This window comes from Pseudorhodoferax soli, from assembly GCF_003337555.1.
GTDB classification, from domain to species: domain Bacteria; phylum Pseudomonadota; class Gammaproteobacteria; order Burkholderiales; family Burkholderiaceae_C; genus Pseudorhodoferax; species Pseudorhodoferax soli.
Genome location: NZ_QPJK01000007.1, coordinates 228321 through 251023, shown reverse-complemented (window position 1 = coordinate 251023; position 22703 = coordinate 228321). Strand labels below are relative to the sequence as shown.

General features: G+C 64.7%; 15 protein-coding genes and 1 tRNA gene. 6 read left to right on the top strand and 10 right to left on the bottom strand.

Annotated elements, in window-relative coordinates; genetic code table 11:
• Window positions 1-4: 4 nt before the first annotated feature.
• Both DES41_RS24200 and DES41_RS24195 read right to left on the bottom strand, forming a co-directional pair.
• The gene (locus tag DES41_RS24200) at window positions 5-1744 is read right to left on the bottom strand and encodes an ATP-dependent DNA ligase (protein ID WP_114470228.1); all 1740 of its coding nucleotides are present in this window, start codon (window positions 1742-1744) and stop codon (window positions 5-7) included.
• Window positions 1741-2745 carry a ligase-associated DNA damage response exonuclease gene (locus DES41_RS24195; RefSeq protein WP_425466389.1) on the bottom strand — a complete coding sequence of 335 codons (1005 nt, stop codon included), beginning with the start codon at window positions 2743-2745 and terminating at the stop codon, window positions 1741-1743. Before DES41_RS24195 ends, DES41_RS24200 begins: the two co-directional genes overlap by 4 nt.
• A gap of 111 nt (window positions 2746-2856) precedes the next feature.
• Between DES41_RS24195 and DES41_RS24190 the strand changes: the two genes are divergently transcribed.
• Window positions 2857-4167, top strand: coding sequence for an ArgE/DapE family deacylase (locus DES41_RS24190; RefSeq protein ID WP_114470226.1), 1311 nt, complete (start codon window positions 2857-2859; stop codon window positions 4165-4167).
• 9 nt (window positions 4168-4176) lie between these two features.
• Here DES41_RS24190 and clsB read toward each other — a convergent pair whose 3' ends face one another.
• Both clsB and nudB read right to left on the bottom strand, forming a co-directional pair.
• Window positions 4177-5382 carry a cardiolipin synthase ClsB gene (gene clsB / locus DES41_RS24185; RefSeq protein WP_114470225.1) on the bottom strand — a complete coding sequence of 402 codons (1206 nt, stop codon included), beginning with the start codon at window positions 5380-5382 and terminating at the stop codon, window positions 4177-4179.
• Window positions 5379-5831 carry a dihydroneopterin triphosphate diphosphatase gene (nudB, locus tag DES41_RS24180; RefSeq protein WP_114470224.1) on the bottom strand — a complete coding sequence of 151 codons (453 nt, stop codon included), beginning with the start codon at window positions 5829-5831 and terminating at the stop codon, window positions 5379-5381. The genes clsB and nudB overlap by 4 nt, the downstream gene beginning before the upstream one ends.
• Window positions 5832-5994: 163 nt before the next feature.
• Between nudB and DES41_RS24175 the strand changes: the two genes are divergently transcribed.
• A complete protein-coding gene (locus DES41_RS24175; RefSeq protein ID WP_114470223.1) occupies window positions 5995-6972 on the top strand; it encodes a GMP reductase in 978 nt (325 codons plus the stop codon).
• Here the strand turns inward: DES41_RS24175 and DES41_RS24170 are convergent.
• Complete coding sequence (locus DES41_RS24170) at window positions 6965-7891, bottom strand: PfkB family carbohydrate kinase (RefSeq protein ID WP_170168283.1); 927 nt, start codon at window positions 7889-7891, stop codon at window positions 6965-6967. The genes DES41_RS24175 and DES41_RS24170 overlap by 8 nt on opposite strands.
• A 198-nt stretch (window positions 7892-8089) precedes the next feature.
• Between DES41_RS24170 and DES41_RS24165 the strand changes: the two genes are divergently transcribed.
• Together DES41_RS24165 and DES41_RS24160 are read left to right on the top strand one after the other, a co-directional pair.
• A tRNA-Lys gene (locus DES41_RS24165) sits at window positions 8090-8165 on the top strand.
• 739 nt (window positions 8166-8904) lie between these two features.
• Complete coding sequence (locus DES41_RS24160) at window positions 8905-9630, top strand: DUF5677 domain-containing protein (protein WP_114470221.1); 726 nt, start codon at window positions 8905-8907, stop codon at window positions 9628-9630.
• Window positions 9631-9710: 80 nt separating this feature from the next.
• Here DES41_RS24160 and DES41_RS24155 read toward each other — a convergent pair whose 3' ends face one another.
• Window positions 9711-13742, bottom strand: a complete 4032-nt coding sequence (locus DES41_RS24155) for a helix-turn-helix domain-containing protein (protein WP_170168282.1) — start codon at window positions 13740-13742, stop codon at window positions 9711-9713.
• 943 nt (window positions 13743-14685) lie between these two features.
• Between DES41_RS24155 and DES41_RS24150 the strand changes: the two genes are divergently transcribed.
• Window positions 14686-15630: a LysR substrate-binding domain-containing protein gene (locus DES41_RS24150; protein ID WP_245965855.1), complete on the top strand. Its 945-nt coding sequence runs from the start codon at window positions 14686-14688 to the stop codon at window positions 15628-15630.
• Window positions 15631-15742: 112 nt separating this feature from the next.
• Here DES41_RS24150 and DES41_RS24145 read toward each other — a convergent pair whose 3' ends face one another.
• Window positions 15743-16087, bottom strand: a complete 345-nt coding sequence (locus tag DES41_RS24145; protein ID WP_114470218.1) for a carboxymuconolactone decarboxylase family protein — start codon at window positions 16085-16087, stop codon at window positions 15743-15745.
• Window positions 16088-16136: 49 nt separating this feature from the next.
• Window positions 16137-17339, bottom strand: a complete 1203-nt coding sequence (locus DES41_RS24140) for a mandelate racemase/muconate lactonizing enzyme family protein (protein ID WP_114470217.1) — start codon at window positions 17337-17339, stop codon at window positions 16137-16139.
• A gap of 445 nt (window positions 17340-17784) precedes the next feature.
• On the opposite strand from DES41_RS24140, the gene DES41_RS24135 reads away from it, so the two are divergent.
• Window positions 17785-19407 (top strand): tannase/feruloyl esterase family alpha/beta hydrolase, encoded by a 1623-nt coding sequence (locus DES41_RS24135; RefSeq protein WP_170168281.1) that lies wholly within the window; start codon window positions 17785-17787, stop codon window positions 19405-19407.
• 212 nt (window positions 19408-19619) lie between these two features.
• Here DES41_RS24135 and DES41_RS24130 read toward each other — a convergent pair whose 3' ends face one another.
• Window positions 19620-20873 (bottom strand): c-type cytochrome, encoded by a 1254-nt coding sequence (locus DES41_RS24130; RefSeq protein WP_114470429.1) that lies wholly within the window; start codon window positions 20871-20873, stop codon window positions 19620-19622.
• Between the two features lie 51 nt (window positions 20874-20924).
• A complete protein-coding gene (locus tag DES41_RS24125) occupies window positions 20925-22700 on the bottom strand; it encodes a GMC family oxidoreductase (protein WP_114470215.1) in 1776 nt (591 codons plus the stop codon).
• Between the last annotated feature and the right edge of the window lie 3 nt (window positions 22701-22703).

Here is a 22703-nt window from a genome sequence, read left to right as displayed (position 1 = left end):
GATATTAACCCAGGGCCTTCGGCGGCGCGGGGGCGGTGGCATGCAGCAGATCCTCGAGTTCGGCCAGCGTGCCGGCTTCGTGGATGGGCTTGTCGTCGCGGATGCGCAGCATGCGCGGAAAGCGCACCGCGATGCCGCTCTTGTGGCGCGGGCTGCGCGCGATGCCCTCGAAGCCGAGCTCGAACACCAGTGAGGGCACGACGCTGCGCACAGGGCCGAACTTCTCCAGCGTGTTCTTGCGGACAATGGCATCCACGCGGCGGAACTCGGCATCCGTGAGGCCCGAGTAGGCCTTGGCGAAGGCGACCAGCTGCAGCGCACCGGGCTGGGCCGGCTCCTTGCGCGCGATGGCGTCGAGCACGGCCTGCGCCTCGGCCGCGTCCTGCGGCGCACGGTTCCAGACCGCGAAGGTGTAGTCGGTGTAGACAGAGGCACGGCGGCCATGGCCGGCCTGGGCATAGACCAGCACGGCGTCCACGGCCATGGGGTCGATCTTCCACTTCCACCACAGGCCGTCCTGCTTGGTGCGGCCGGTGCCGTAGGCGGCGTCGCGGCGCTTGAGCATGAGGCCTTCCACGGCGCGGGCGCGCGATTCGGCGCGCGCAGCGGCCAGCACAGTCCAGTCGGCGCCTGCGACCAGCGGCGACAGGCGCAGCCCGGGATGGTGTGGCAGCAGCCGCTCCAGCGCGGCGCGGCGCGTGGCTTGCGGCCGGGTGCGCTGGTCCTGGCCTGCCAGTTCGAGCAGGTCATACGCGACGAAGGACACGGGCGCATCGGCCAGCAGCTTGCGCGGCAGCGTCTTGCGGGCGATGCGCTGCTGCAGCAGCGCGAAGGGCGCGGGCTGCTCCGCTCCGGCCGGCCAGACCAGGATCTCGCCGTCCAGCACCGTGCCGTCGGGCAGGGCGCTGGCGGCGGCGACGATCTCGGGGAAGCGTTCGGTCACGAGTTCCTCGCCGCGCGACCAAAGCCAGACCTGCCCTGCGCGCTTGACGATCTGGCCGCGGATGCCGTCGTACTTCCATTCGACCTGCCAGTCGTCCACGGGGCCCAGCCGGTCGGGCAACTCGCCGAGCGGCGCGTCCAGCTGGTGCGCGAGGAAGAAGGGGTAGGGCTGGCCGGGGTCGGCCGGCGCATGCGCACTGTCCTCGTCCAATGCCGTATGGGTCAGCGCCGCGAAGCGCTCGGGCGTGGGCATGCTGCGCGTGTCGGTATAGCCCATCATGCGCTGGGCCACGCGCTTGGCATCCACGCCCGCGTGCGCGGCCAGCGCGCGTTGCACCAGCAGCTTGCTGACGCCGACGCGAAAGCCGCCGCCCACCAGCTTGATCAGCAGGAAGCGGCCCTGCGGGTCCAGCTCCTCCCAGTAGCCGCGCACGCGCGCGGCCACCTCCGGCTCGGGCAGGCCACGCAAAGGCAGCAGCCGCTCCTCGATCCAGGCGGCCAGGCCCAGCGTGCTGCCGCCACCGTCCAGCGGCAGGACGTAGGCGATGGTCTCGGCCAGGTCGCCCACGGCCTGGTAGCTTTCCTCGAACAGCCAGTCGGGGATGCCGGCCATTTCGCAGGCGATGGCCCGCAGGCTGGCCGTGCGCACCACCTGGCGCGGCTTGCCGCCCGCCAGGAAGTACACGGCCCAGGCCGCATCGGCCGGCTGCGCCTGCGCAAAATAGCGCTGCATGGCCTGCACCTTGGCGCTGGTGGAGGTGGTGGCGTCCAGCTCGCTGAACAGGCGCGCGAACAGCTTCATGCAGCCTCGGTCTCCAGCACCTCGTCCCCGTATTCGGTCTGGAAGGCGCCGGCTTGCAGCCCTTGCTCGCCCAGGTAGCGCACCATGACCGGAATGCTGCCGTGCGTCACGATCACGCGCTGCGCGCCGGTCGCGCCGATGGCCCGGTGCAGGCCGGGCCAGTCGGCGTGGTCGCTGAGCACGAAGCCGCGGTCGTAGCCGCCGCGCCGGCGTGCGCCGCGCAGCTGCATCCAGCCGCTCGCGAAGGCCGTGCCGACATCGCCGAAGCGCCGCGCCCAGGTGCTGGCGGCCGCGCTGGGCGGACACAGCACGAGCGCGCGCTTGAACACGGCGCGGTCGGTGATCTCGGTGGCCAGCTGCGTGGCGGGCAGGGCCACGCCGGCTGCGCGGTAGGCCTGGTTCAAAGGCTCGACGGCGCCGTGCACGACGATGGGGCCGATGGCCGCGTTGACGCCGGCCAGGATGCGCTGGGCCTTGCCGAAGCTGTAGCAGGCCAAGAGGCTGGCGCGGCCGAGCTCCGCATTCGCCTGCCACCAGGCGTCGATCTCGGCGAACAGCTCGGCATCGCTGCGCCAGCGGTAGATCGGCAGGCCGAAGGTCGACTCGGTGATGAACACGTCGCAGCGTTGCGGCTCGAACGGCGCGCAGGTCGGGTCGGGGGCGACCTTGTAGTCGCCGCTGGCGACCCACACCTCACCGCCATGGCTCAGCCGTACCTGGGCCGAACCCAGCACATGGCCGGCCGGGTGCAGCGAGATCTCCACGCCGTGGTGCGCGATGCGCTCGCCATAGGCCAGGGTCTGCAGCGTGATCTCGCCCAGGCGCTGGCGCAGCACGCCCTCGCCGGCGGCGGCCGCGAGGTAGTGCCCGTGGCCGGTGCGCGCATGGTCGGCGTGGGCGTGCGTGATCACGGCCCGGTCCACGGGCCGCCACGGGTCGATGTAGAAGTCGCCAGGTGGGCAGTAGAGCCCTTCGGGGCGCTGCACCACGAGTTCGGTCATGGCGCGCATTTTGCGTATAGACAAGCACTTGCTGCCGCGCGGCCGCGCACAATGGCGGCGTCGGCCGCGACGCCGCGCGTTCGACAGCCACAACCCCGCCAGCCCTTGCCCATGCACGACGACTTTGCCCGCCTCTCACGTTCCGCCCGCAGCGACGAATCCGCCATCGTGTCCGCCGCCCACGCCTTGCGCGACGACGCGGTCGCCATGCTCCAGGACCTGGTGGCCCAGCCTTCGCTGCTGGGCCAGGAGCAGGGCGCGCAGGATGTGATGGAGCGCGCCTTCCACGCGCTGGGCCTGCGCGTGGACCGCTTCGCCATCGACGAGGCGCAGTTGCGCGAGCACCCCGCCTATTCGCCGTCCATCGTTTCCTACGACGGCCGCACCAATGTGGTCGGCATCCATGCGCCGAGCGGTGCCGCCGGCGGAAAGTCGCTGATCTTCAACGGCCACATCGACGTGGTGCCGGTGGGGGCCGAGGCGCTGTGGTCGCACCCGCCGTTCCAGCCGTTCGTCGATGGCGACCGGCTCTACGGCCGCGGTGCCTGCGACATGAAGGCCGGCCTGGTGGCCTACACCATGGCCTTCAAGGCCTTGCAGTCGCTGGGGCTTGAGCCGGCCGCGCAGGTGGTGCTGCAGTCCGTGATCGAGGAGGAGTGCACCGGCAACGGCGCGCTGGCCTGCCTGGTGGCCGGCTACCGTGCCGACGCGGCCATCATTCCCGAGCCGCTGGGCGGCATCATGACCTGCCAGATGGGCGTGCTGTGGCTGCGCCTGGAGGTGCTGGGCAAGCCCGTGCATGCATCGGTCGCGCAGACCGGCGTGGGAGCGATCGATTTCTCGATGTACCTGTTCGCCAGGCTCAAGGAACTGGAGGCGCGCTGGAATGCGCCCTCCGCGCGCTACCGGTGCTTTGCCCACCACCAGCATCCGGTCAACTTCAACCTGGGCCGCATCGAGGGCGGCGAATGGGCGTCTTCGGTGCCCACGGCCTGCCGCAGCGACATCCGCATCGGCTTTTACCCGGGCATCCCGGTGGGCCAGGTCAAGGCCGAGGTCGAGGCCTTGCTGGCACAGGCCTATGCCGCCCATCCGGCCAGTGCGGCGCTGCAGTACCGCGTGGTCTACGCTGGGTTCCAGGCAGATGGCTTCGATCTGCCGCTGGACGCCCCGGTGGTCCGCACCTTGCAGCAGTGCCATGCGGACATCGCCGGCGCGCCGCTCGAGCCCAGCGCGTTCACGGGCACGACCGATGCCAAGTTCTTCAACCTGTATGGCGACACGCCGGCGGTCTGCTACGGGCCTTCCGGCGCGAGCTTCCACGGCATCGACGAGTGGGTGTCGCTGGACAGCCTCATGGAGGTCACGGCCGTGCTGGCCGTCTTCATGGCCCGCTGGTGCGGGCTGCAGCCGCGCCGCTGACCGTGGCGCTCAGTAGCGCTTGCCGGTGACCATCAGTGCCAGGCGCATGACCAGCATGGCCAGGCTCTCCTTGCAACGCTGCGGCCAGGGGCGGCGGCCATGGTGCGTGGGCTCCATGCGCTTGCCCTCTTCGCGCATGGCACGCAGCAGGCGTTCGCGCAGTTGCTGGGCGAAGGCCTTGTCCTCGATGACGACATTGGCCTCGCGCGCGAGCAACAGGCTCAGCGGGTCGAGGTTGGACGATCCCACCGTGGCCCAGTGCCCGTCGATGACAGCCACCTTGGCATGCAGGAAGCTGGGCGCGTACTCGTGGATTTCCACACCGGCTTGCATCAGCAGGCCGTAGACCGGCCGCGAGGCGTGGTACTGCATGAAGTACTCGTAGCGGCCCTGCAGCAGCAACTGCACGCGCACGCCGCGCTGGGCTGCGCGCACCAGCGCATTGCGCAGCTTGCGGCCCGGGATGAAGTAGGCGTTGGCGATCACGACCTCATGGTGCGCCGCCCCGATGGCCTTGAGGTAGGCGCGCTCGATGTGCTTGCGGTGGCGCAGGTTGTCGCGCAGCAGCAGGGCCGCGCGCGCACCGGGGCTGCCGTGCGCCATGGCCTCGCCACGGCCACTGCCGTTCTGCAGGAGGTCGTGCACGGCCTGCAGGGGCTCACGGCGGCGCAGGTCGTGCACAGCCTGCAGCCGGCGCCAGAGCAGGGCGACCGTCTGCTGCGCATCGGCCACGAGCGGACCCGTCACGCGCACGGCGAAGTCCAGGCGCGGCGCCTCCAGGGCCCCCCAGCTGGGGTCGTGAAAGTCGTCCAGCACGTTGATGCCGCCGCAGAAAGCCACCTGGCCATCGACCACGCAGAGCTTGCGGTGCAGCCGGCGCCAGCGCGTGGGCAGCAGCAGGGCCAGCGTGTTGACGGGCGAGTACACGCGCCACTGCACGCCGGCCTCGGCAAAGCGCTGCTGCCAGTCCCTGGGTGCTGCGCCGGTGCCCAAACCGTCCACGGCCACCCAGGTCTGCACCCCGCGCCGCGCAGCGCGCAGCAAAGCCTCGGCGAGTTCTGCCCCGCTGCCCGTGAAGTCGAAGATGTAGGTCTCGAAGTGGATCAGCGTGTGCGCCGCATCCATGGCCGCGATGAGTGCCGGGAAGAGCTCGCGCGTGCCCTCCAGCAGCGTGAGCTGGTGGTTGCCCTGCAGCCGGGCCGCGGCACGCGTCATGCACGGGCCGCGAAGCGCGGCAGCATCAGGATGGCCTCGGCGTTGGACGGCGAGAAGCAGGCCTCGGCCGCAGCCTCCCAGGGCAGCCACTGCAACGCCGTGTGCTCGCGCGCGTGCAGCTGCACCGGCGTGCCGGCCGGAACGGCGAGGCTGAACAGGTGTTCGGTGTTGTGCCGCACGCCAGGCGCGTAGCGGTGCAGCCACTGCGGCCAGATCTCGTAGACGTTCTCCAGGTTCCAGTCCACCAGGCCCTCGGCACAGACGATGCCGGTTTCCTCGAACACCTCGCGCCGCGCGGTCTCGCGCAGTTCCTCGGCCTCGGTGTCCTTGCTGCCTGTGACGGATTGCCAGTGCTCCTGCGCATCGGCGCGGCGGATCAGCAGCACCTCGAGCGCGGGCGTGTGGATCACGACCAGGACCGACTGCGGGATCTTGTAGGGGCGGGCCATCGGTCGGATTCTAGGAGGCTGCGTAGGGATACCCACGCGGCTAGAATCAGTCACCGGGCCCAAGTATTTGGCACCCGGTTTTTTGTTGCCCGCTGCGGTGACAGGCCGGTCCAGTCCAAGCGCTCAATTCTTAAATGCAAGCATTGATGAAAGCTGGATCGCCATGGAAATCTTCGACTACGACAACGTCCTGCTGCTGCCGCGCAAGTGCCGCGTGGAGAGCCGCTCGGAGTGCGACGCCAGCGTGACGCTGGGTGCCCGCAGCTTCCGCCTGCCGGTGGTGCCGGCCAACATGAAGACGGTGGTGGACGAGGCCACCTGCCTGTGGCTGGCGCAGCATGGCTACTTCTACGTGATGCACCGCTTCGACCTGGACAACGTGGCCTTCGTGCGCCGCATGAAGGACCAGGGCACCTTCGCTTCGATCTCGCTGGGCGTGAAGAAGCCGGACTACGACACCGTGGACCGGCTGGTGAGCGAGGGCCTCACGCCCGAGTACGTGACCATCGACATCGCCCATGGCCATGCCGACAGCGTCAAGAACATGATCGCCTACCTGAAGGACAAGCTGCCCGAATCCTTCGTGATCGCTGGCAACGTGGGCACGCCCGAGGCCATCATCGACCTGGAAAACTGGGGCGCGGACGCGACCAAGGTCGGCATCGGCCCGGGCAAGGTGTGCATCACCAAGCTCAAGACCGGCTTCGGCACGGGCGGCTGGCAGCTGTCGGCGCTCAAGTGGTGCGCGCGCGTGGCGACCAAGCCCATCATTGCGGACGGCGGCATCCGCGACCACGGCGACATCGCCAAGAGCATCCGCTTCGGCGCCTCCATGGTCATGATCGGCTCGCTGTTCGCGGGGCACGAGGAATCGCCGGGCCAGACCGTGGAAGTCGACGGCAAGCTGTTCAAGGAGTATTACGGCTCGGCCAGCGACTTCAACAAGGGCGAGTACCGCCATGTCGAAGGCAAGCGCATCCTGGAGCCGATCAAGGGCCGGCTTGCGGACACCCTGGTCGAGATGGAGCAGGACGTGCAGAGTTCCATCAGCTATGCCGGCGGCAAGAGGCTCATGGACATCCGCAAGGTGAACTACGTGATCCTGGGCGGCGACAACGCCGGCGAGCACCTGCTCATGTGAGGGCGGCGGCCTGCGCGGCGAGCATCTGCTCGACCTCCGCGCAGTCGGGCCCGTGGGCCACGCCGCCCGGGCGCTGGCACTTCAGCGCAGCGGCTGCGCAGGCAAAGCGCATGGCGTCTTCGTCGGGCAGGCTGCGCGCCACCGCCATGGCCAGCGCGGCATGGAACACGTCGCCCGCGCCGTTGGTGTCCACCGCTTGCACGGGGAAGGCCGGCAGGCTCTTCACCGGGCCGCCCGGGCGCTGCCAGCGCACACCGTGGGCACCCAGCGTCACCGCGGCCAGTTGGGCACCCGAGGCCAGCGCCGCGCCCAGGCCATCGGCCAGCGTGGCCTGTGGCGCAAAGGCCGCCAGGCCCGATTCGGAGAACACCGCCCAGTCGGCCAGCGCCGCCAGTGCCTGAAGATCCTCCGTGGGCGACAGGTCGCCATCGAGCAGCGAGGGCACGCCGGCCTGGCGCGCCCAGCGCAAGGCGGCCAGGGCGCCGGGCATCCAGCGCGGATCGGCCATCAGCACATCGCAGCCGGCCAGCACGGTGGTGTCCAGGCCGGTGGCGCGCGTGAGGGCGTCGCCGCGGTGGTTGAAGATCTGCCGCTCGCCGCGCGCGTCGATGACCACGGCCGACACCGAGGAGGCAGCGCCCGCCACGCGCTGCAACTGCCGGCAGTCCACGCCGGCTTCGCCGAGGCGCCGCACCAGGAAGTCGCCGGCATCGTCATCGCCGATCGCACCATGCAGGCGCACCGTCGCGCCCAGGCGCCCAGCCGCGATCGACGCATTGGCGGCCATGCCACCGGAGATCGCCTGGTAGTGCTGCGCCGGCGTCTTGGTCGGCGCGGGCGGGAAATCCGCGATGCTGAAGCAGTGGTCCAGTGCGGCATGGCCCACCGTGCAAAGTGTCCATGGGCTGGGTTTGCGCATGGTGTGGTCCTTGTTCTTGTGCTGGCGTCCCGCCATCTTAGTGGTGGCTTGTCGCCAAAGATTTTGAAAAATCTTGCGTCATCCACAAAAAGTAGGTTATAGTCTAGGGCTTCCGGGGAACACAAGATTTCTTGCAAAACCCGGCGATGATTGCGAAGGCGATCGGTTCGTTCGAACAGGTCGGCAGCACAAGACATCGGGCTCTTAGCTCAGTTGGTAGAGCAGCGGACTCTTAATCCGTAGGTCGAGTGTTCGAGTCACTCAGGGCCCACCAAAATTAAGTAATGAAAACAAGCACTTAGCGCAAAAGCGCTAAGTGCTTTTTTCTTTTCCAGCCTCCGTTTTCTATCCGTGTCCGACTCGTGTCCGAAAAATCCGGACATCGAGTCAGCGGTCATTTCCCGGCCGAGCGTGGGGTTTCTTCCCTGCGGCGGACCAGCTTTTTTGGCGCCATCCCGGCCTGGTCCGCAAGCCCTGCTATTCCGCCAGCGCGTACCAAGCACTGAGCCAGAATCTGTACTGCTGCGAGGACCTCCTTTGGACCCGGAACGGGCAGGTGTCTTTGACGTTGATCGTGACGATCAGCACAACACCTCACCGAGGACTGGCATGGGGTGCAAGGGTCGAAGCTTCGAATCCTTGTGCACCGACCGAAAAATTCAACGGGTTAGCTCTCAGAAGGAGCCAGCCCGTTTTTCTTGGTGCGGGCCTAGGGGTAAACCGATCTTGAGGGCTCAGGGGAAAGCAAGAAATCGTTGCGCCAAGGGGAGGGCGGTGCGCAGCCTTGGTGCGCTTGCCAGGAGAGCGCAGCGATGGATTGTTCTGGCGCGGGCGCTGGCCCGTCGGTCGGCCCCGATGTTGGACAGGACGATCCTGACCTTATTTGTGCTTGCCTTCGTCTTCCTGACCAGGCTCTGGGGCGGGCTTGCAGTGCGACGCTCTCACAGGTTCGCCTGTATCCTTTGTGGCCAACGAGCACCACTGAACAGCGCCTGGTAGGCAACTCGCTGCTGTTGTCCCAGCGCGTTGAGCGTTTCGTCGCGAAAGTGGTGACGCAACAGAAGGTGAGCCGCGACGATGCCCACCGCACACTGCTCCTCTTGATGGTGGTGCGCATGCATCGGTTCTTCCAGGCGGTCCTCCTCTTGGTCGAAGACGGGCTGTACGACTCGGCTGCTGCGCTCATGCGCTCGTTCCTGGAGCAATGGTTCGTCTTCGCCGCCGTGAGCAACGAACCCGACTTGGCGAGGCGGTATGCAGTGCAAACACAGGCCGAGTCGCGCAAAGCGCTCAGCGGCCTGAGGAGGCTTGATGCCACATGCCGAGCGCCGGAGCTGACCGAACGGGTGCTCGACGATGCAATTGCTGCGTACGGCCCAGGGGAGGGCTTCAACGTGGCCTGGTGGGCGGAGCGAACCGGCAATTTGGACACCTATCTGACGCTGTATCGCAGGCTTTCCATGCACGCCCATGGAGCGGGTGCGCCTTTGGAAGACTACGTGCAGATGGACGACCGAGGTGAGGTGGTTGGCTTGCGCGAGACGGCCGCTATTGCTGACATGCCGGGGTTTCTGATGGCGGCGAGCTCGATGCACTTCAAGGTCGCCGCTGTGCTTATGGACTGGAAGGCGACCGACAACGATCGGAGCGAGGCGCAGCGGCTGGAGCTCGAGCGCCAAGCGCTTGACGCGCAGGTAAACGAGTACTACGCCCAGTCGCCTCGATATCGGCGCGCCTGATCCTCGCGTCGACACTGCTCATATGTACGGGGTTTCGCGTGGCTGAGGCATGTCGCGGGCCCCACCCCGGTTCAACGGGCCTACAGCTCTTCTTCCATCGCTTCGCGCTGACGACGTACAGATCCGATTGAGTTCTCCGCGTCCCGTTTGAGGCTCGAATACAGCGAGTAGGCCGGATCCAGCGGCGTCAGCTGGCTGAGGACCTCTGCCGCAACACGGACCATTTGAATGTCTTCGGACGTCGGCTGGCCGGGAGTCGAGGTGCGAACGCCTGATACGGACGCGCGCCAGAAGGCGTCGTGGAGCTCCTGAACTGCAGCTTCTGAGATCGGCTCCACCTCTTCCAAGATGCGTATGACATCGGAGCTGTGCTCCACGAGCATAGAGAAAGGGCAGTGTGCGATCAGCGCTGCAGCGACCTTGGCGTGCGCTTCGGTTCCGAAGTGGAGCCAGCCGAGCACGACCTCGAGGAGGGCAACACCCGTTTGGCCGCACAGCGTCTCCGCCGCCGTTCCAAGCCTGTCTGCGAAGCCTGCGGTTTCAATGTGCTCCAAGGACCAGTTGAGCAACTCGATCAGAGCCGCCACGCCGTGATGGGTGTCCAGCAGGCCAAGCGTCTGATCGCTGCTGTTGTTGCACAAGGCCTCGGCGATCCAGTCGCGTTCTTGCGTTGTGCGTAGAAGGCGCGCCTGCACGAGGGCAACGACAGAACGAGGCTCCTGCTTAACGGACTCCTTCAGGAACTCGAGAATCCAGTAGTCGTCGAGTTCGGCAGCGGCGGCCAAGTTGGCCAGCAGCCGGTCTCGATTGGCCTTGCCGAGCGATGCTGCGGGAATCTGTCCGGTAGGGCTGAGGAGCATGAAGTATTCCTTCGTCGCGTCCTTGGCAGCCGCAAAGTCGACTCTGCAGATGAGGTCCAGCGCGAAGGCTGCGTCGAACTGCGCAACGCGCAGCATGAGATACGCTCCATGCCAGAGAACCGATGCGTCTTTTGACTCGACGATTGACCGCATGGCTCGCCTGGCGTGGGGCAATCTCCAAGCCGGCTCGCCAGCCAGCGTCAGGGCCTCCGCAAGCACCCCGAGATCCGTGGAGGAACCGCTGTTGACATAGGCGCCTATCCAGGCGTCTGGATCGGAAGACGAGGCGAGCATCGTGGCGAGCGCCTGGCTCGCATGCTCTGCCAGTGGGTGCGGCTGCGATGAGCGATGCATCGCCAAGACATGCTCGGAAAGGCTGGGGCTTGTCGCAACCAACATTCGAAGGAAACGGTGACCGCTGTCTCGCGCGGGCTTCGCCGAGTTCATCTCGTTCACGCGATCATCAAGAAAACGTGCAAGGTCCACGCTGTCCGGATACGCAGCATGGACCTGCTGCACAAGCTCGTTCAGCCATTTGTCGTTCTGTTCGGCTACAGCTCTGTAGTCGTCGTGGATGCTGTCATGCAGCTTTCCCCAAGCATCCATGAGCGCCCTGATCACCTTGGTCGGCAGGTCGCGGTCAAGTTGGGCGCACACCGCCTGGACCATGGCCTTCGCGTCCTCGCTTCTGCTGCGCGCCTGTGCCGTGATCGATTGCGCCATGCGGACCAGTACGGTTGCAGGCAACTGGCGGTGTTGGGCAACGTCCGTAGCCGCCGCGATCGCCTTCAGCGCATATGCTTCGTGCCGCTCCCTCTGTTCCTCATTGATGAAGCCATTCATCGAGCCACGAATGCACTGCGAGAGCATCGTCGCTGCACGGTACGCGAGCTGCAGGTTGGACGACGTGAGGCAGTCGATGACCGCGTCGCGAATGCGGATGCGCACATCCGACATGAGATCGAGATCCACGTGGTATCTCGTGATCAAGATCTCCGCTCGGCGGGCCGTGTGGACCCTTGATTCCAGGGCCAGGGCACTCTCGAGGACGTCGAATGGTGTTCGCGCGTGCGCCGGCTCGTTGGGCCGCTTCAAAATGCCGATGAAGAAGTCCACGACTGTGCGGACGTACTCGGCGGGTTTGCTGGGCTCGGGTGCTGCCAATTCCGACAAGATGCGCATGGCATGGTTGGCCGTGCGACCGTCCGCGGCGGGTCCGCTTCTGCCAATCTTCCAAAGCAACAGCATGGCGTCGGGCGCGTGCGCTTGGTTGTACGCAGCGTACTTGAGCATTTGCGCGACATCTCGCTCCTGGCCGTGTCCCTCTCGAATAAGGCGCGTAGCGAATGCGATGGTCTGCTGCGGCTGGTAGTAAGCCACGCCAACCGCTGCCTGTACGTGTGGGTTGATGTAGCTCGAAGACCACTTCAGCTTCGACCAGATGCCGCTCAGCAGGTCACTTGATGACGTGTCGCCACGATTGCGTCTCCAGTCAAGCCGACCGAGGTTGAGCATCAGGTTCTTCAGGTAGCTGGCCGGGGCGATGTCGAATACGCGCTCTGCATAGTTCAGCGATGCGCCCGACGGGCTGAAGCAGCACCGCTCGATGATCGAGTCGGACAGCAGGTCAGGCGCCAGGCGATAGTTGCGCCCGCGCTGGAAGAGTACTCCGGCACCCACGAGGAGATTCAAGAGCCGAACGGCCTGCGGCAGTGCGATGTCCGTGACCGCTGTGATCAGGTCCAACAGTGCCTTGTCGTCCTTCGCAACTGGTTGCACTAAGGCAATGAGCGACAGCAGCTCGGTCATACGAGCGCCATCGGCCCCGGTCGCGATTTCCTGGGTCACTACGCGTTCGAACTCGAGCTGGATCCGGTGCCGGAACTCGTCGGTGTCTGCGATGAAGTGGGGATGTAGCTTGTCCCGCGCTGCAACATGGGCGGAAAGCACCGTCAGCAAGGGGCTCTCGTGGGTGTGTTCGGCGATGGTCGGGGCGAAGTTGGACGGACCGTCGCCTTTGACGAGTACCTGCCGCGCGAGTTCGGTTGCTGCCTCCTTGGACAGGGGGCCCAGCGTTACTTGGGTCACGCTGTCGCTCTCCACGCTCAGGTGGGCGGCCTGGCGACGCACCGAGTCCAGTCCGTACGGACGAAGCGAAAGGAGCAGTCGTGAACGGCCGGAAGACGTCTCAACGTGCCGTAGTAGAAGGCCCAGATCGTCTCGGTCGTGCGCGTCATCGACGACAAACAAGGTGTCCAAGTTGCCCTGCGCTTCCAGGCTTGCAGGCGTCAGTGGAACCTGCGGGGCCAGCATCCGAACGCGGGACGGGCTTGTGGTTCGAAGGTACGCCTGGATCAGTTCAAGCAAGATCCGGCTCTTGCCTGAGCCACCGCTACCCACGAGAAAGATGTACGGCCTCTTCGGATCGTGCAAGGCATCGCTGAGCTGCCGGAGTTCAGCATCGCGCCCAACGACAAGCCAATCGTGTCCAAAGGCCTTGCCGGTCAAGAAGGGGGCAAAGAACTTCTCTGGTGTTTGCCAGGGTCCCGCTTCTTCCTGCCCCAGTAGCGCAAATCGCTGTCCACGGAAGTACCGGTCGACGATGTCGACTTGATCCTGCATAGGCAGCGCGCGGAACATGCGGGAGATGTCGTCCTGATCCCAAAGTTGCCAGTCTGTGCCTGCGAGGCTTGATCTGGCGGCCGGGCTTGCCACGCAGGACAGAAGCAGCGTCTTCTGACGCGCCTGTACGGCGCTGGCTGCGGCCATAGCTGCTTTCACGCGAGATGGGCCGAACTCCTCTCTGCGTTTGCATTGGAAAACCTGCAAGAAGCCATCGCCGTCGATGAACGAGATGTCGATGCCGTGCTGCTTGTGCCCCTCCTTGCCAGCCCGTTCCACCTTTGTGCCGGGCCCCAACCTGGACTGCAACAGGTCTGCGCAGAATCGCTCAAACGCATCCGGCGTCAGCGCGTGCAAGGGCAGTGGTCTGTCGAACGAAGCCACCACCTCGCCGCTCTTTGTGTAGCCCGCGGCTTCGTGGAGTTCGTCAACTGGCACGCGTAGCACCGCCGCAACTCGCATCAGTTCGCGTTGCCGCGGACGGGACGCGCCAGATTCCCAGCGGCTGATCGTCTGCTGCGAGCTCCCTACCTGATCCGCGAATTCGGCCTGCTTGAGGCCTGCACGAGCACGGTGCGTTGCAACGAAGTCGGCTAACGCCGAATAGGATGCCGGGGATTTGGCACTCATTTTTCGAGTTTCTGTTTGCGTACTCGTTTTAAGTGTGCCACACTCACTCATCTCAAGCAACGCAGGTTTGCGCCGTGCAACCTAAGCCGCCCCCAGGGATTCCCAGCAGCCTTACTTGGCTTTCAAGTGCGACAAACTGAGGCTCCTTGCTCTGATCGCGCGCGACATCCGCTACGTACTGCTTGCATTGCTCGGCGCATTCGGAGTGCCGGCCATCGACCGCTTGCTCGGATATTTCCTTTAGGCGTCACCTGCCCGAGGTGGCTGTGCTTGCGCGCGCCAACTTAGTGTGAAAGTCACTACCGTCGCAGTCTGTGGAGATCAGGATGGGCAGCTGTAGGCGGCGCGGCGGACGGCAGACACCCGTGACCTCGACCCTCGGGTCGCTACAGCCGCAGGTCTGAGCATCCATCCTCATAGGACCTCAGGCTCGGGAAGCCCAACGACTGCGGGCGTGGTGCCACCACGCCCGCGCAAGGGGAGGCGCATCCTCGCGGCGAGCTGTGCGGTGGCGCCACGGAAGCCCTTTCGGAAGCGCCGCGGCACTTTTGGCGCGTCGACCTTGAGTTGAATCTCAATTGCACTTGTTGTTCGGTCTTGGTCCAATGAAATGTTCGAGGCGTTGCAATCCGTCTTCGAGCGCATTTGCGAACCGCTGGCATGCGGTGTCGTGATCAGACTTGCACCATCAAGAGGATCGCGTTTCGATCAGTCAAGGTTCCCCGGCCGGGTGCTGCTTGGACGCTAGACCTTGATGTGGACGCTGCTGCAAGAACGGCTTCGCCGCGCACGTGTCGACTACTCGGGGTCCCTTTGCCGCCCAACATGGCCCAAACATTGACAGGTTTGATCGTCTAGTGACGCACAACATCAGAGACGCGCATGCTCAGGACTCCATCTTGCGTTGTTCGCATCGCGCGGTTGATAGAGAGAGGTGCTTGAAGTGACCGCAGCCAACCAGAGAAGGCTGCGCATCACTCTGCGGCAACTCGAAGTGTTCGTGGCTGTAGCCCGTGAGCGCTCCACGCGAGCAGCTGGCGCTTCGGTTGCGCGGTCGCAGTCCGCCGCCAGCAGCGCCCTTGCGGAACTCGAGTTGACGATGGGCTACCCATTGTTCGACCGCGTTGGCAAGAAGTTGATACTCAACGAGTCCGGCAGGCGCTTCCTCCCTTCCGCGCTCTCTTTGCTCGATCAAGGGGTGGAGCTTGAGAATGTGTTCAACGGGAAAGCGGCCGCGACACCACTGTTGATTGCCTCGAGCATGACGATTGGGGAGAACATTCTTCCGTCGCTCATCGCGCAATGGCGGCTAACGCACCCCCGCAATCCCGTCCGGATGCTTGTGATGAACACGGTGGAGGTGCTACATGCCATTGCCGAGCTGGAGGCGGACATCGGCTTCATTGAGGGGCCGCAGACCAAGCGGGGACTTACCCTGTCTCCATGGTTCAGTGATGAAATGGTGATCGTTGCGGCACCTCACCATCCGCTTGCGTCCGGTGTCGCTTCCAAGGCCGCTTTGAGGGAGGCCAGTTGGGCCATGCGTGAAGTCGGGTCCGGCAGCCGCGAAGCTGCGGAGCGGTGGCTTCTCGAGCAACTCGGTTCAGTGCAGATCGAGTTTGAGCTTGGCATGCCGCAAGCCGTGGCGGCCCTGGTGTCCACCGGCGCGGCGCTGGCTTGCCTGCCCCGTCATTCAGTGGCTAGGGGAGTTGCCCTTGGCGAACTCAGTATCGTTCGCCACATGCTGCCGCCGAGCCAGCGCCAGCTGACCATGGTGACGCACGCGGGACGGCGACTTGGACCATGCAGCGATGCGTTTGTCTTGCACTGCCGTGCGCAGGTCCAAGCGCAGGGACTTGCAAGGCTTCCTGCGGGCCTTGCCGTCTGAGTCCGCTTTCCTCGTGGGGCTGTCGCTGATGGCCCACCGAAGGGCCACACGCAAAGCGCCAGCGCCGGCCCGCCTCTAGGATGAAGAAGGCGGGACCGGCTTGCGGGTTCGTTCAGGCCTTCTCGAACTGCCCGAACGCTTCCATGGCGCGGACAGAGTAGACATACGCGGCGCCGGCGTTCAGGGCGATCGCGGTGCCGAGCGCATCGCTCAGTTCTGCTTCGGTCGCACCGGCGGCGCGAGCCGCGCTTGCATGCGATGCGATGCAACCGTCACAGCGGGTGGTCACGGCGACTGCCAGAGCGATGAGCTCGCGGGTCTTGGCGTCCAGCGCACCAGCGCCGTTCTGGGCAGCGTTGAGGCCCTGGAAGCCCGCAATCATCTTGGGGTTCGCCTTTGCGAGTGCGCCGGCAGCGCCGCGCAGGTTCTTGAGTTGGTCAATCCAGTTGTTCAGCATGAAATGCTCCGTAGGGGGTTGCGTTGTGGGTACTGACAGAAGCAGCCGCCTATGCGGCCCGCTTGTACTGCAGCAGCCCGCCAGTTCCTTTCGGAGGCCGCGCGCGAAGCGCCGCCTCGATTGGATCGGTACCCCAGCCTGGCCGGTCCGGCACGACAAGAGCGCCATCGCGATATTCAGGTTGGTGGGTATAGAGTTCGCCTTCCCAAGCGATCCGGTCGACGTCGGTCTCCATGATGCGAAGGTTGGGAACGGCGGCGCAGAAGTGCGCATTCATCATCGTGCAGAGATCGCCGTAGAAGTTGTGCGGAGCGATGTTCACGTCGAACGCATCGCACGCTGCGGCAATCTTCATGGACTGCAGTGCGCCATTCCAGACGAGGTCGATGATGGCCACGTCCATGGCTCGGGCCTCAAGGAACGGCAGGAACGATCTCACGCCGATCAGCGTTTCGCACGACGCGATTGGATGGGCGCTCTGGCTTCGCACGAATGCGAGCGAAGCGGCATTGCTTGTGTCGATCTCCACCCAGTAGAGGTCCAGGTCGCTCATCGCGCGAAGGAGGCGAAGCATCCCTTCGGGCTTGGCATTGAAGTTCAGATCGATGAGGATGTCCATGTCCTGACCGGCACCGGCGCGAAGCGCCTCAAGGTGGTTCATGACATTGCGAATCAGCTTTCTCTCGACGTTCAAGGCCGGCGAGAAGGGGACAGCAAAGCCGGAGCGCCACGCGTAAGCATCTCCTTCATCGTGGATGAACAGGTTGGTCTTGAGCGCCTTGAACCCCTTCTCGCGGGCTTCAGCGCCAGATTGCCGCACGCCCTCGAGATCCTTCACTTGCGGCTGGTAGTACTTCGGATGGTTGATGCGCCAGGTCGGGCAGTGCGACCAGTAGACCGGAATGGTGTCGCGCAACTTCCCGCCGAGGAGTTCGTAGCAAGGCACGTTCAACGCCTTCGCCTTCGCGTCGAGCAGGGCGTTCTCCAACGCGCCGATCGCTTGGCCGATGACACTGCCAGGTGCCGGCCTGGTCAGGCAGATCGCTTCCTGATGAAAGCGCTCGGTTGCTCGAACATCCTGGCCGACGAGCCGCTTGCTCAACTGATCGATGATGTTGCCAACACCGGGCGACCCAAATCCTTCGTCGTACTCGCTCCATCCGACGATCCCGCTGTCGGTCGTGAGTTTGACAAAGTAGTAGTTGCGCCATCCTGCATCGCAGGCAATGGTCTCGATCGAGGCGACTTTCATTTTTCCTGGGTGTCCCTGTTGGTCTTTGACTGACCCGACGTGTCTGCCGGGAGCGTTCTGCGAGTCATGCTGCGCGCAATGGTAGGAAGTCGATGAGGATCTGGGAAACGCGTTTTATCTGCGCCGCAGATCAGGAAAACCGATCGATCTGCTACGCAGAGCAACAAGCGACTCTCGCTGCAATCTAGACGCGACTGTCATCCTCGGAGGGCCTCCTCCGTGTCCTACGGCTCCGCCCTCGCTGCTTCTCCCCGCAGGGCAACGCGATCGCCAGGGCGCCCTGTCCGACCATGAGGGTGCCATGCAGAGTGTCCGTCCGTGGACAGTCTTGCGGCTCGCGGGACGCGATAGTTGCTCGAACGGGTATGCCGCGGTATGGGCAACCCGTGATCAGTGGCGCTGGTCAATGGGGCGGGGCGCCCACAACAACGTGGAGACAAAGACGATGAGGCTATTCCTGCGGGGTGCGGCATGGAGCCGCTTGTTGAGTGCGCCGATGGCCGCGTGCGGGGCGTTAGTGGTGACGGTAGCCGGTTGTGGCGGAGACGGCGGCACTGTCGATGGGTCCCTGGACATAGAGCTGGCGCGACAACGCTGCGAACAGGTGGGGCGGCTCGAGTTCGAGGGCACGGTTGTGTCGGCCGCGGAGTTCATCTCGAGCGGCACATTCACCAGGGACGGGTTGACGTCTTTCGAAGTGCCTGCGATGTGTCGTGTTGCCATGACGGTGTCCCCGCAGAATCAGTTTGAAGTCTGGCTACCAGCGCAATGGAACGAACGCTTTCTCGGCGTCGGAACCCTGGTCGACAGCCTCATGGTGCAGAACGTGCGGGCAGGATTCGCAGTTGCCGGCGGTAGCTCCGGCGTTTCGAATGGTGATCCGACCTGGCGGCGCGATGAGAACAACGAGGTATCGGCAAAGGTGCTGGACCTGATGGAGGGCTGGTCCCATCGCGCGATGCACCAGATCACGGTTCGGGCCAAGGCGACGACGAATGCGTTCTATGGGAAGGCCCCCGACTACTCGTACTTGACGGGCTGCTCTGGTCCGGGACGGCAGGTCATGTCCACGGCTCAAAGCTACCCCGAGGACTACGATGGGATCGTCGCGGCAGCTCCGGCTCTGTACTGGAGCAGATTCATACCGAGCTCCGGATGGATCCAGCTGTCGATGTACCAGGAGCTCGGCAAGCTGATGGAGTCCTGCAAGCTGGACCTCGTCAATGAGGCGGTGGTGCAGGCGTGTGACGGTCTGGATGGCGTCGCAGACGGCATTGTCGGCGACCAGCGCGCGTGCCTGTTTGACCCCCGCGCACTCATTGGCCGGGAGACGGGCTGCGGCACGTTCACCGCGGCTGATGCACGCGTGATCCAGGCCACCTGGGATGGACCTCATCATGCCGGCAGCAAGCTCTGGTACGGGCTTCCCTTGGGTGCAACTTTCAGCCATGTGTATCCAGGGGTGAGCCCGTTGGCCGCTCAGCACTTCAGGTTCGTGACGGGTCTGGATTGGGACCCAAGTAGCTCGAGCTACGACGAGTTTGCCGCGGTGTTCGCTCAAGGTGTCGAGCAATACGGAATGTGGGATGCATCGGACGCCGACCTGAGGCCCTTCGGCCGCGCCGGCGGCAAGCTGATCATGTGGCACGGGTGGTCGGATGGGATCATCGAGCCGGAGGGATCGGTCCAGTACTACGAAGAGCTCGTGAGCGCCGTGGGGCAGTCCAGTTCGGGAACTCGACGCGACCAGATTCGCGCAACGCAAGAGTTTGCGCGGCTCTTCATGGCGCCCGGCGTGGGCCACTGCGGCCCCGTCGTCGCGCCTGGAGCGCAGCCCACCAACAACCCTTGGTTGGGCATTCCCAACGCGCCCGAAGGCATTGACGCAGCACTACAGGCCGTGATGGACTGGGTCGAGAAGGGTGTGCCGCCGGACAGGCTGGCGGCGAGCAATGCTGCGCGAGGGATCACCCGACCGCTGTGTCCGTACCCGTCCTTGGCGAAATGGACTGGCCAGGGTGATGCGGCAAGCGAGGCGAACTACGTCTGCGTCCAAGCGAGCGACTAGCAGAGCCGCGCGCACGGCCGCAAGCGACAGCGCCTGCGGACCGAGGGACCTGGTGGAGGGCGACCGATCTGGCAGTTGTGTGAACTGCTGGGGACCGGCGCAGACCAAAGCTCACCACTTCTGCGTCGCCGAGCGACCCGCCCTTGCAGCGGGTCGACGCCGAACATTGCCGACGCAGGACTGGACAGGTCGCAACGTGCGCCGGGTTGCGCTTACCTTGCGGGGCCAGCGGGCACGTTTGCGTGCTTGCGAACTTTCGCGACCTGCGATGCCGTGACGCCGGGCGCGCGGTTGCCCCAGCTTTGGCGGATCAAGGTTGCAACGTCGGCCACTTCACTGTCGGTCAAGCGATCTGCGAATCCAGGCATCGCGAACTGCGTGGGTGCAGTCGTCGTGTGAGGCATCTGCGCTCCCTTGAGGATGATGTGGATCACTGAGCTTGGGTCGTCTGCATTCACAGTCGGGTTCAACGCAAGAGCAGGAAACACCTCGTCGTAGCCCTTGCCGCTGGTCCGATGGCAGGCCGCGCAGTTGTTGACGTAGGTCAATGCGCCGAGCGACTTATCGGTTCCGTTAAACATCGCTTTTGCGGCCTTGTCGTCGTACACGAGCGGAACACTCTTGCCATCTGTGGCTGGCAAGGTCTTCAGGTATGCGGCGATGGCTCCGAGATCGCTGTCGGTCATGTGCTGCGTGCTGTGTGCCACCACGTCTGCCATCGAGCCGAAGGTCGCGCCGTGGCGGTTGCGTCCGGTCTTGAGCAAGGCCTGGATGTCTGCCTCCGTCCATGAGCCGAGTCCATCGCGGTGGTCTCCGCGCAGGCTCCGCGCAAGCCATCCCTCTAGGACCGCACCAGAAAGGAAGTCGGCGCCGGCGTCAGTCGTTGCCTTCTCCTGCAGGGCCACGCCGCGCGGTGTGTGGCAGGTACTGCAATGGCCGAGGCCCGTCACAAGGTAGCGCCCCACGGCGATCCTGTCCGCATCTGGAACGGGTGTGTTGTCCGTGGTGACTTCCGGCGCGAACAGCGAACGCCACACACCGAGTGGCCAGCGCATCGACATGGGCCACGGAATCTCCGATGGCTTGTTCGCCGCTTCGACGGGCTGAACGCCCTGCATGAAGTAGACGTACATGGCCTTCACGTCGTCTGGCTTCACGTAGGCATAGGAGGTATAGGGCATCGCCGGATACAGCGTATGTCCCTGCTTGGCGATGCCGTGGCGAACCGCCTTGTCGAAGTCCTCCAGGCTGTACGTACCGATGCCGGTCTTCTTGTCCGGCGTGATGTTCGTGGAGTAGATTTTGCCGATCGGGGACTCCAAAGCGAGTCCGCCTGCGAACGGCTTGCCGCCGGGTGCCGAGTGGCAAGCGATGCAGTCGCCCACACGGGCGAGGTACTCCCCGCGCTTGAGTTCACTGGGTGATGCGCTGACGGACTGGGCATGGCCAACCAACGTCGAGGCCATCAGCGGGAGCGCCAGAAGAGATGCGATGCTGAGTTTCAAGCTTGTTCTCCTTTAAGCCTGAACCAGCGCGCCAGGGCTCTTCAAATACTGCGTGCGAATCGCGTTCACCGACCAGTACGCAAGAGCACCGACCAACCCCGTCGGGTTGTAGCCCATGTTCTGGGGGAAGGCACTGGCACCGGTCACAAACACGTTCGGCACGTCCCAGCACTGCAAGTACTTGTTCACGACGCTGTTCGTCGGATTGGTGCCCATGATGGCGCCGCCGGTGTTGTGCGTGCTCTGGTAGGCCCGTGTGTCGTAGTGGGAGCCCTTGCGTCGAATGTTCAGCTTGAACGACTCGGGGTTCATCTCCTTGGCGATCCGCTCGGCCTGGGCGCCGACGTACTTGATCATGTCGAACTCGTTGTCGTGCCAGTCGAAGGTCATGCGCAACAGCGGCATCCCGTAGGCGTCGCGGTAGGTCGGGTCAAGGTCGAGATAGGTGTCGCGGTACGACATGACAGAACCCGACATGCCGATGTTCAGGACGCGTTGGTAGCCGTCTTTCATCCCGGCTTTCCAGGCGCTGCCCCACGAGGGTGTGCCAGGCAGCGCGGAGGCTTGCTTGATGGGACGACCGCCGGTACGGGCATGGCGCACCACCGCTCCGCCGATGAAGCCGAGCGGCCCATGGTCGAACTGGTCTGCGTTGTAGTTGTCCATCGAGACGCCGGCAGCGCCTGCGCCGATGAATGGGTTCAACTGGGTGCCCTTGGGAAGGACCACGTTGACGGCGCCGTTCATCTGGTAGGCGTAGTTCTTGCCCACGACACCTTCGCCGGTCTTCGGATCGTAGGGCTTGCCGATGCCCGACAGCAGCAGCAGGCGCACGTTGTGCATCTGGTACGCGGTCAGGATGACCAGGTCGGCCGGCTGCTCCACTTCGCGCCCCTGGGAATCGACATAGAGCACACCTGTCGCTTTCTTGCCGGTGTTGTCCAGCAGCACCTTCAGCACGTGCGAGCGGGTGCGAAGCTCGAAGTTGGGCTTCTTCAGCAGGACCGGCAGGATGGTGGTCTGCGGCGAAGCCTTCGAGTACATGTAGCAGCCATAGTCCTCGCAGAAGCCACAGAAGTTGCACGGGCCAAGCTTCACGCCGTACGGGTTCGTGAATGGCTCGGAAGCGTTGGACGCGGGTAGTGGGTAGGGGTCGAAGCCGGCCGCCTTGGCCGCTTGTGCCACCAGCGATACCCCGTGCACATATTTCAGGGGCGGCGTGGGGAAGGCCTTCGAACGATTGCCTTCGAGCGGGTTGCCGCCTTCCTGGACCTTGCCGTTGAGGACACCGGCCGTTCCGGAAGTTCCGCACACATACTCGAACTTGGAGTAGAAGGGCTCCAGCTCATCGTAGGTCACGCCATGGTCCTGGATGGTCATGTCCGCGGGAATGAACTTCTTGCCGTAGCGCTCCTCGATGCGCGTGCGCAGCTGCAGTTCTTCCGGCAGGTTGCGGTAGTGCATGCCGTTCCAGTGGAAGCCAGCGCCGCCAACGCCAGTGCCGAGCAGGAACGAACCGTGCTGGCGATAAGGGACCGCCAGATCGTCGGGCTTGTGGCGGATCGTGACGGTCTCGGTCGACAGGTTCTGATAGAGCTTTCCCCGGACGGAGTAGGCCAGCTCGTCGATGACCTTCGGGTACTGCGCGTCGGTTGGCGTGTCCTGCATCGCGCCGCGCTCAAGGGCGAGGACACTGAGCCCTTCCTCGGTCAGTTCCTGGCCCATGATGGCGCCGGTCCAGCCGAAGCCGACGAGCACGACATCCACTTTTTCTTTCTTGATCGGCATGAC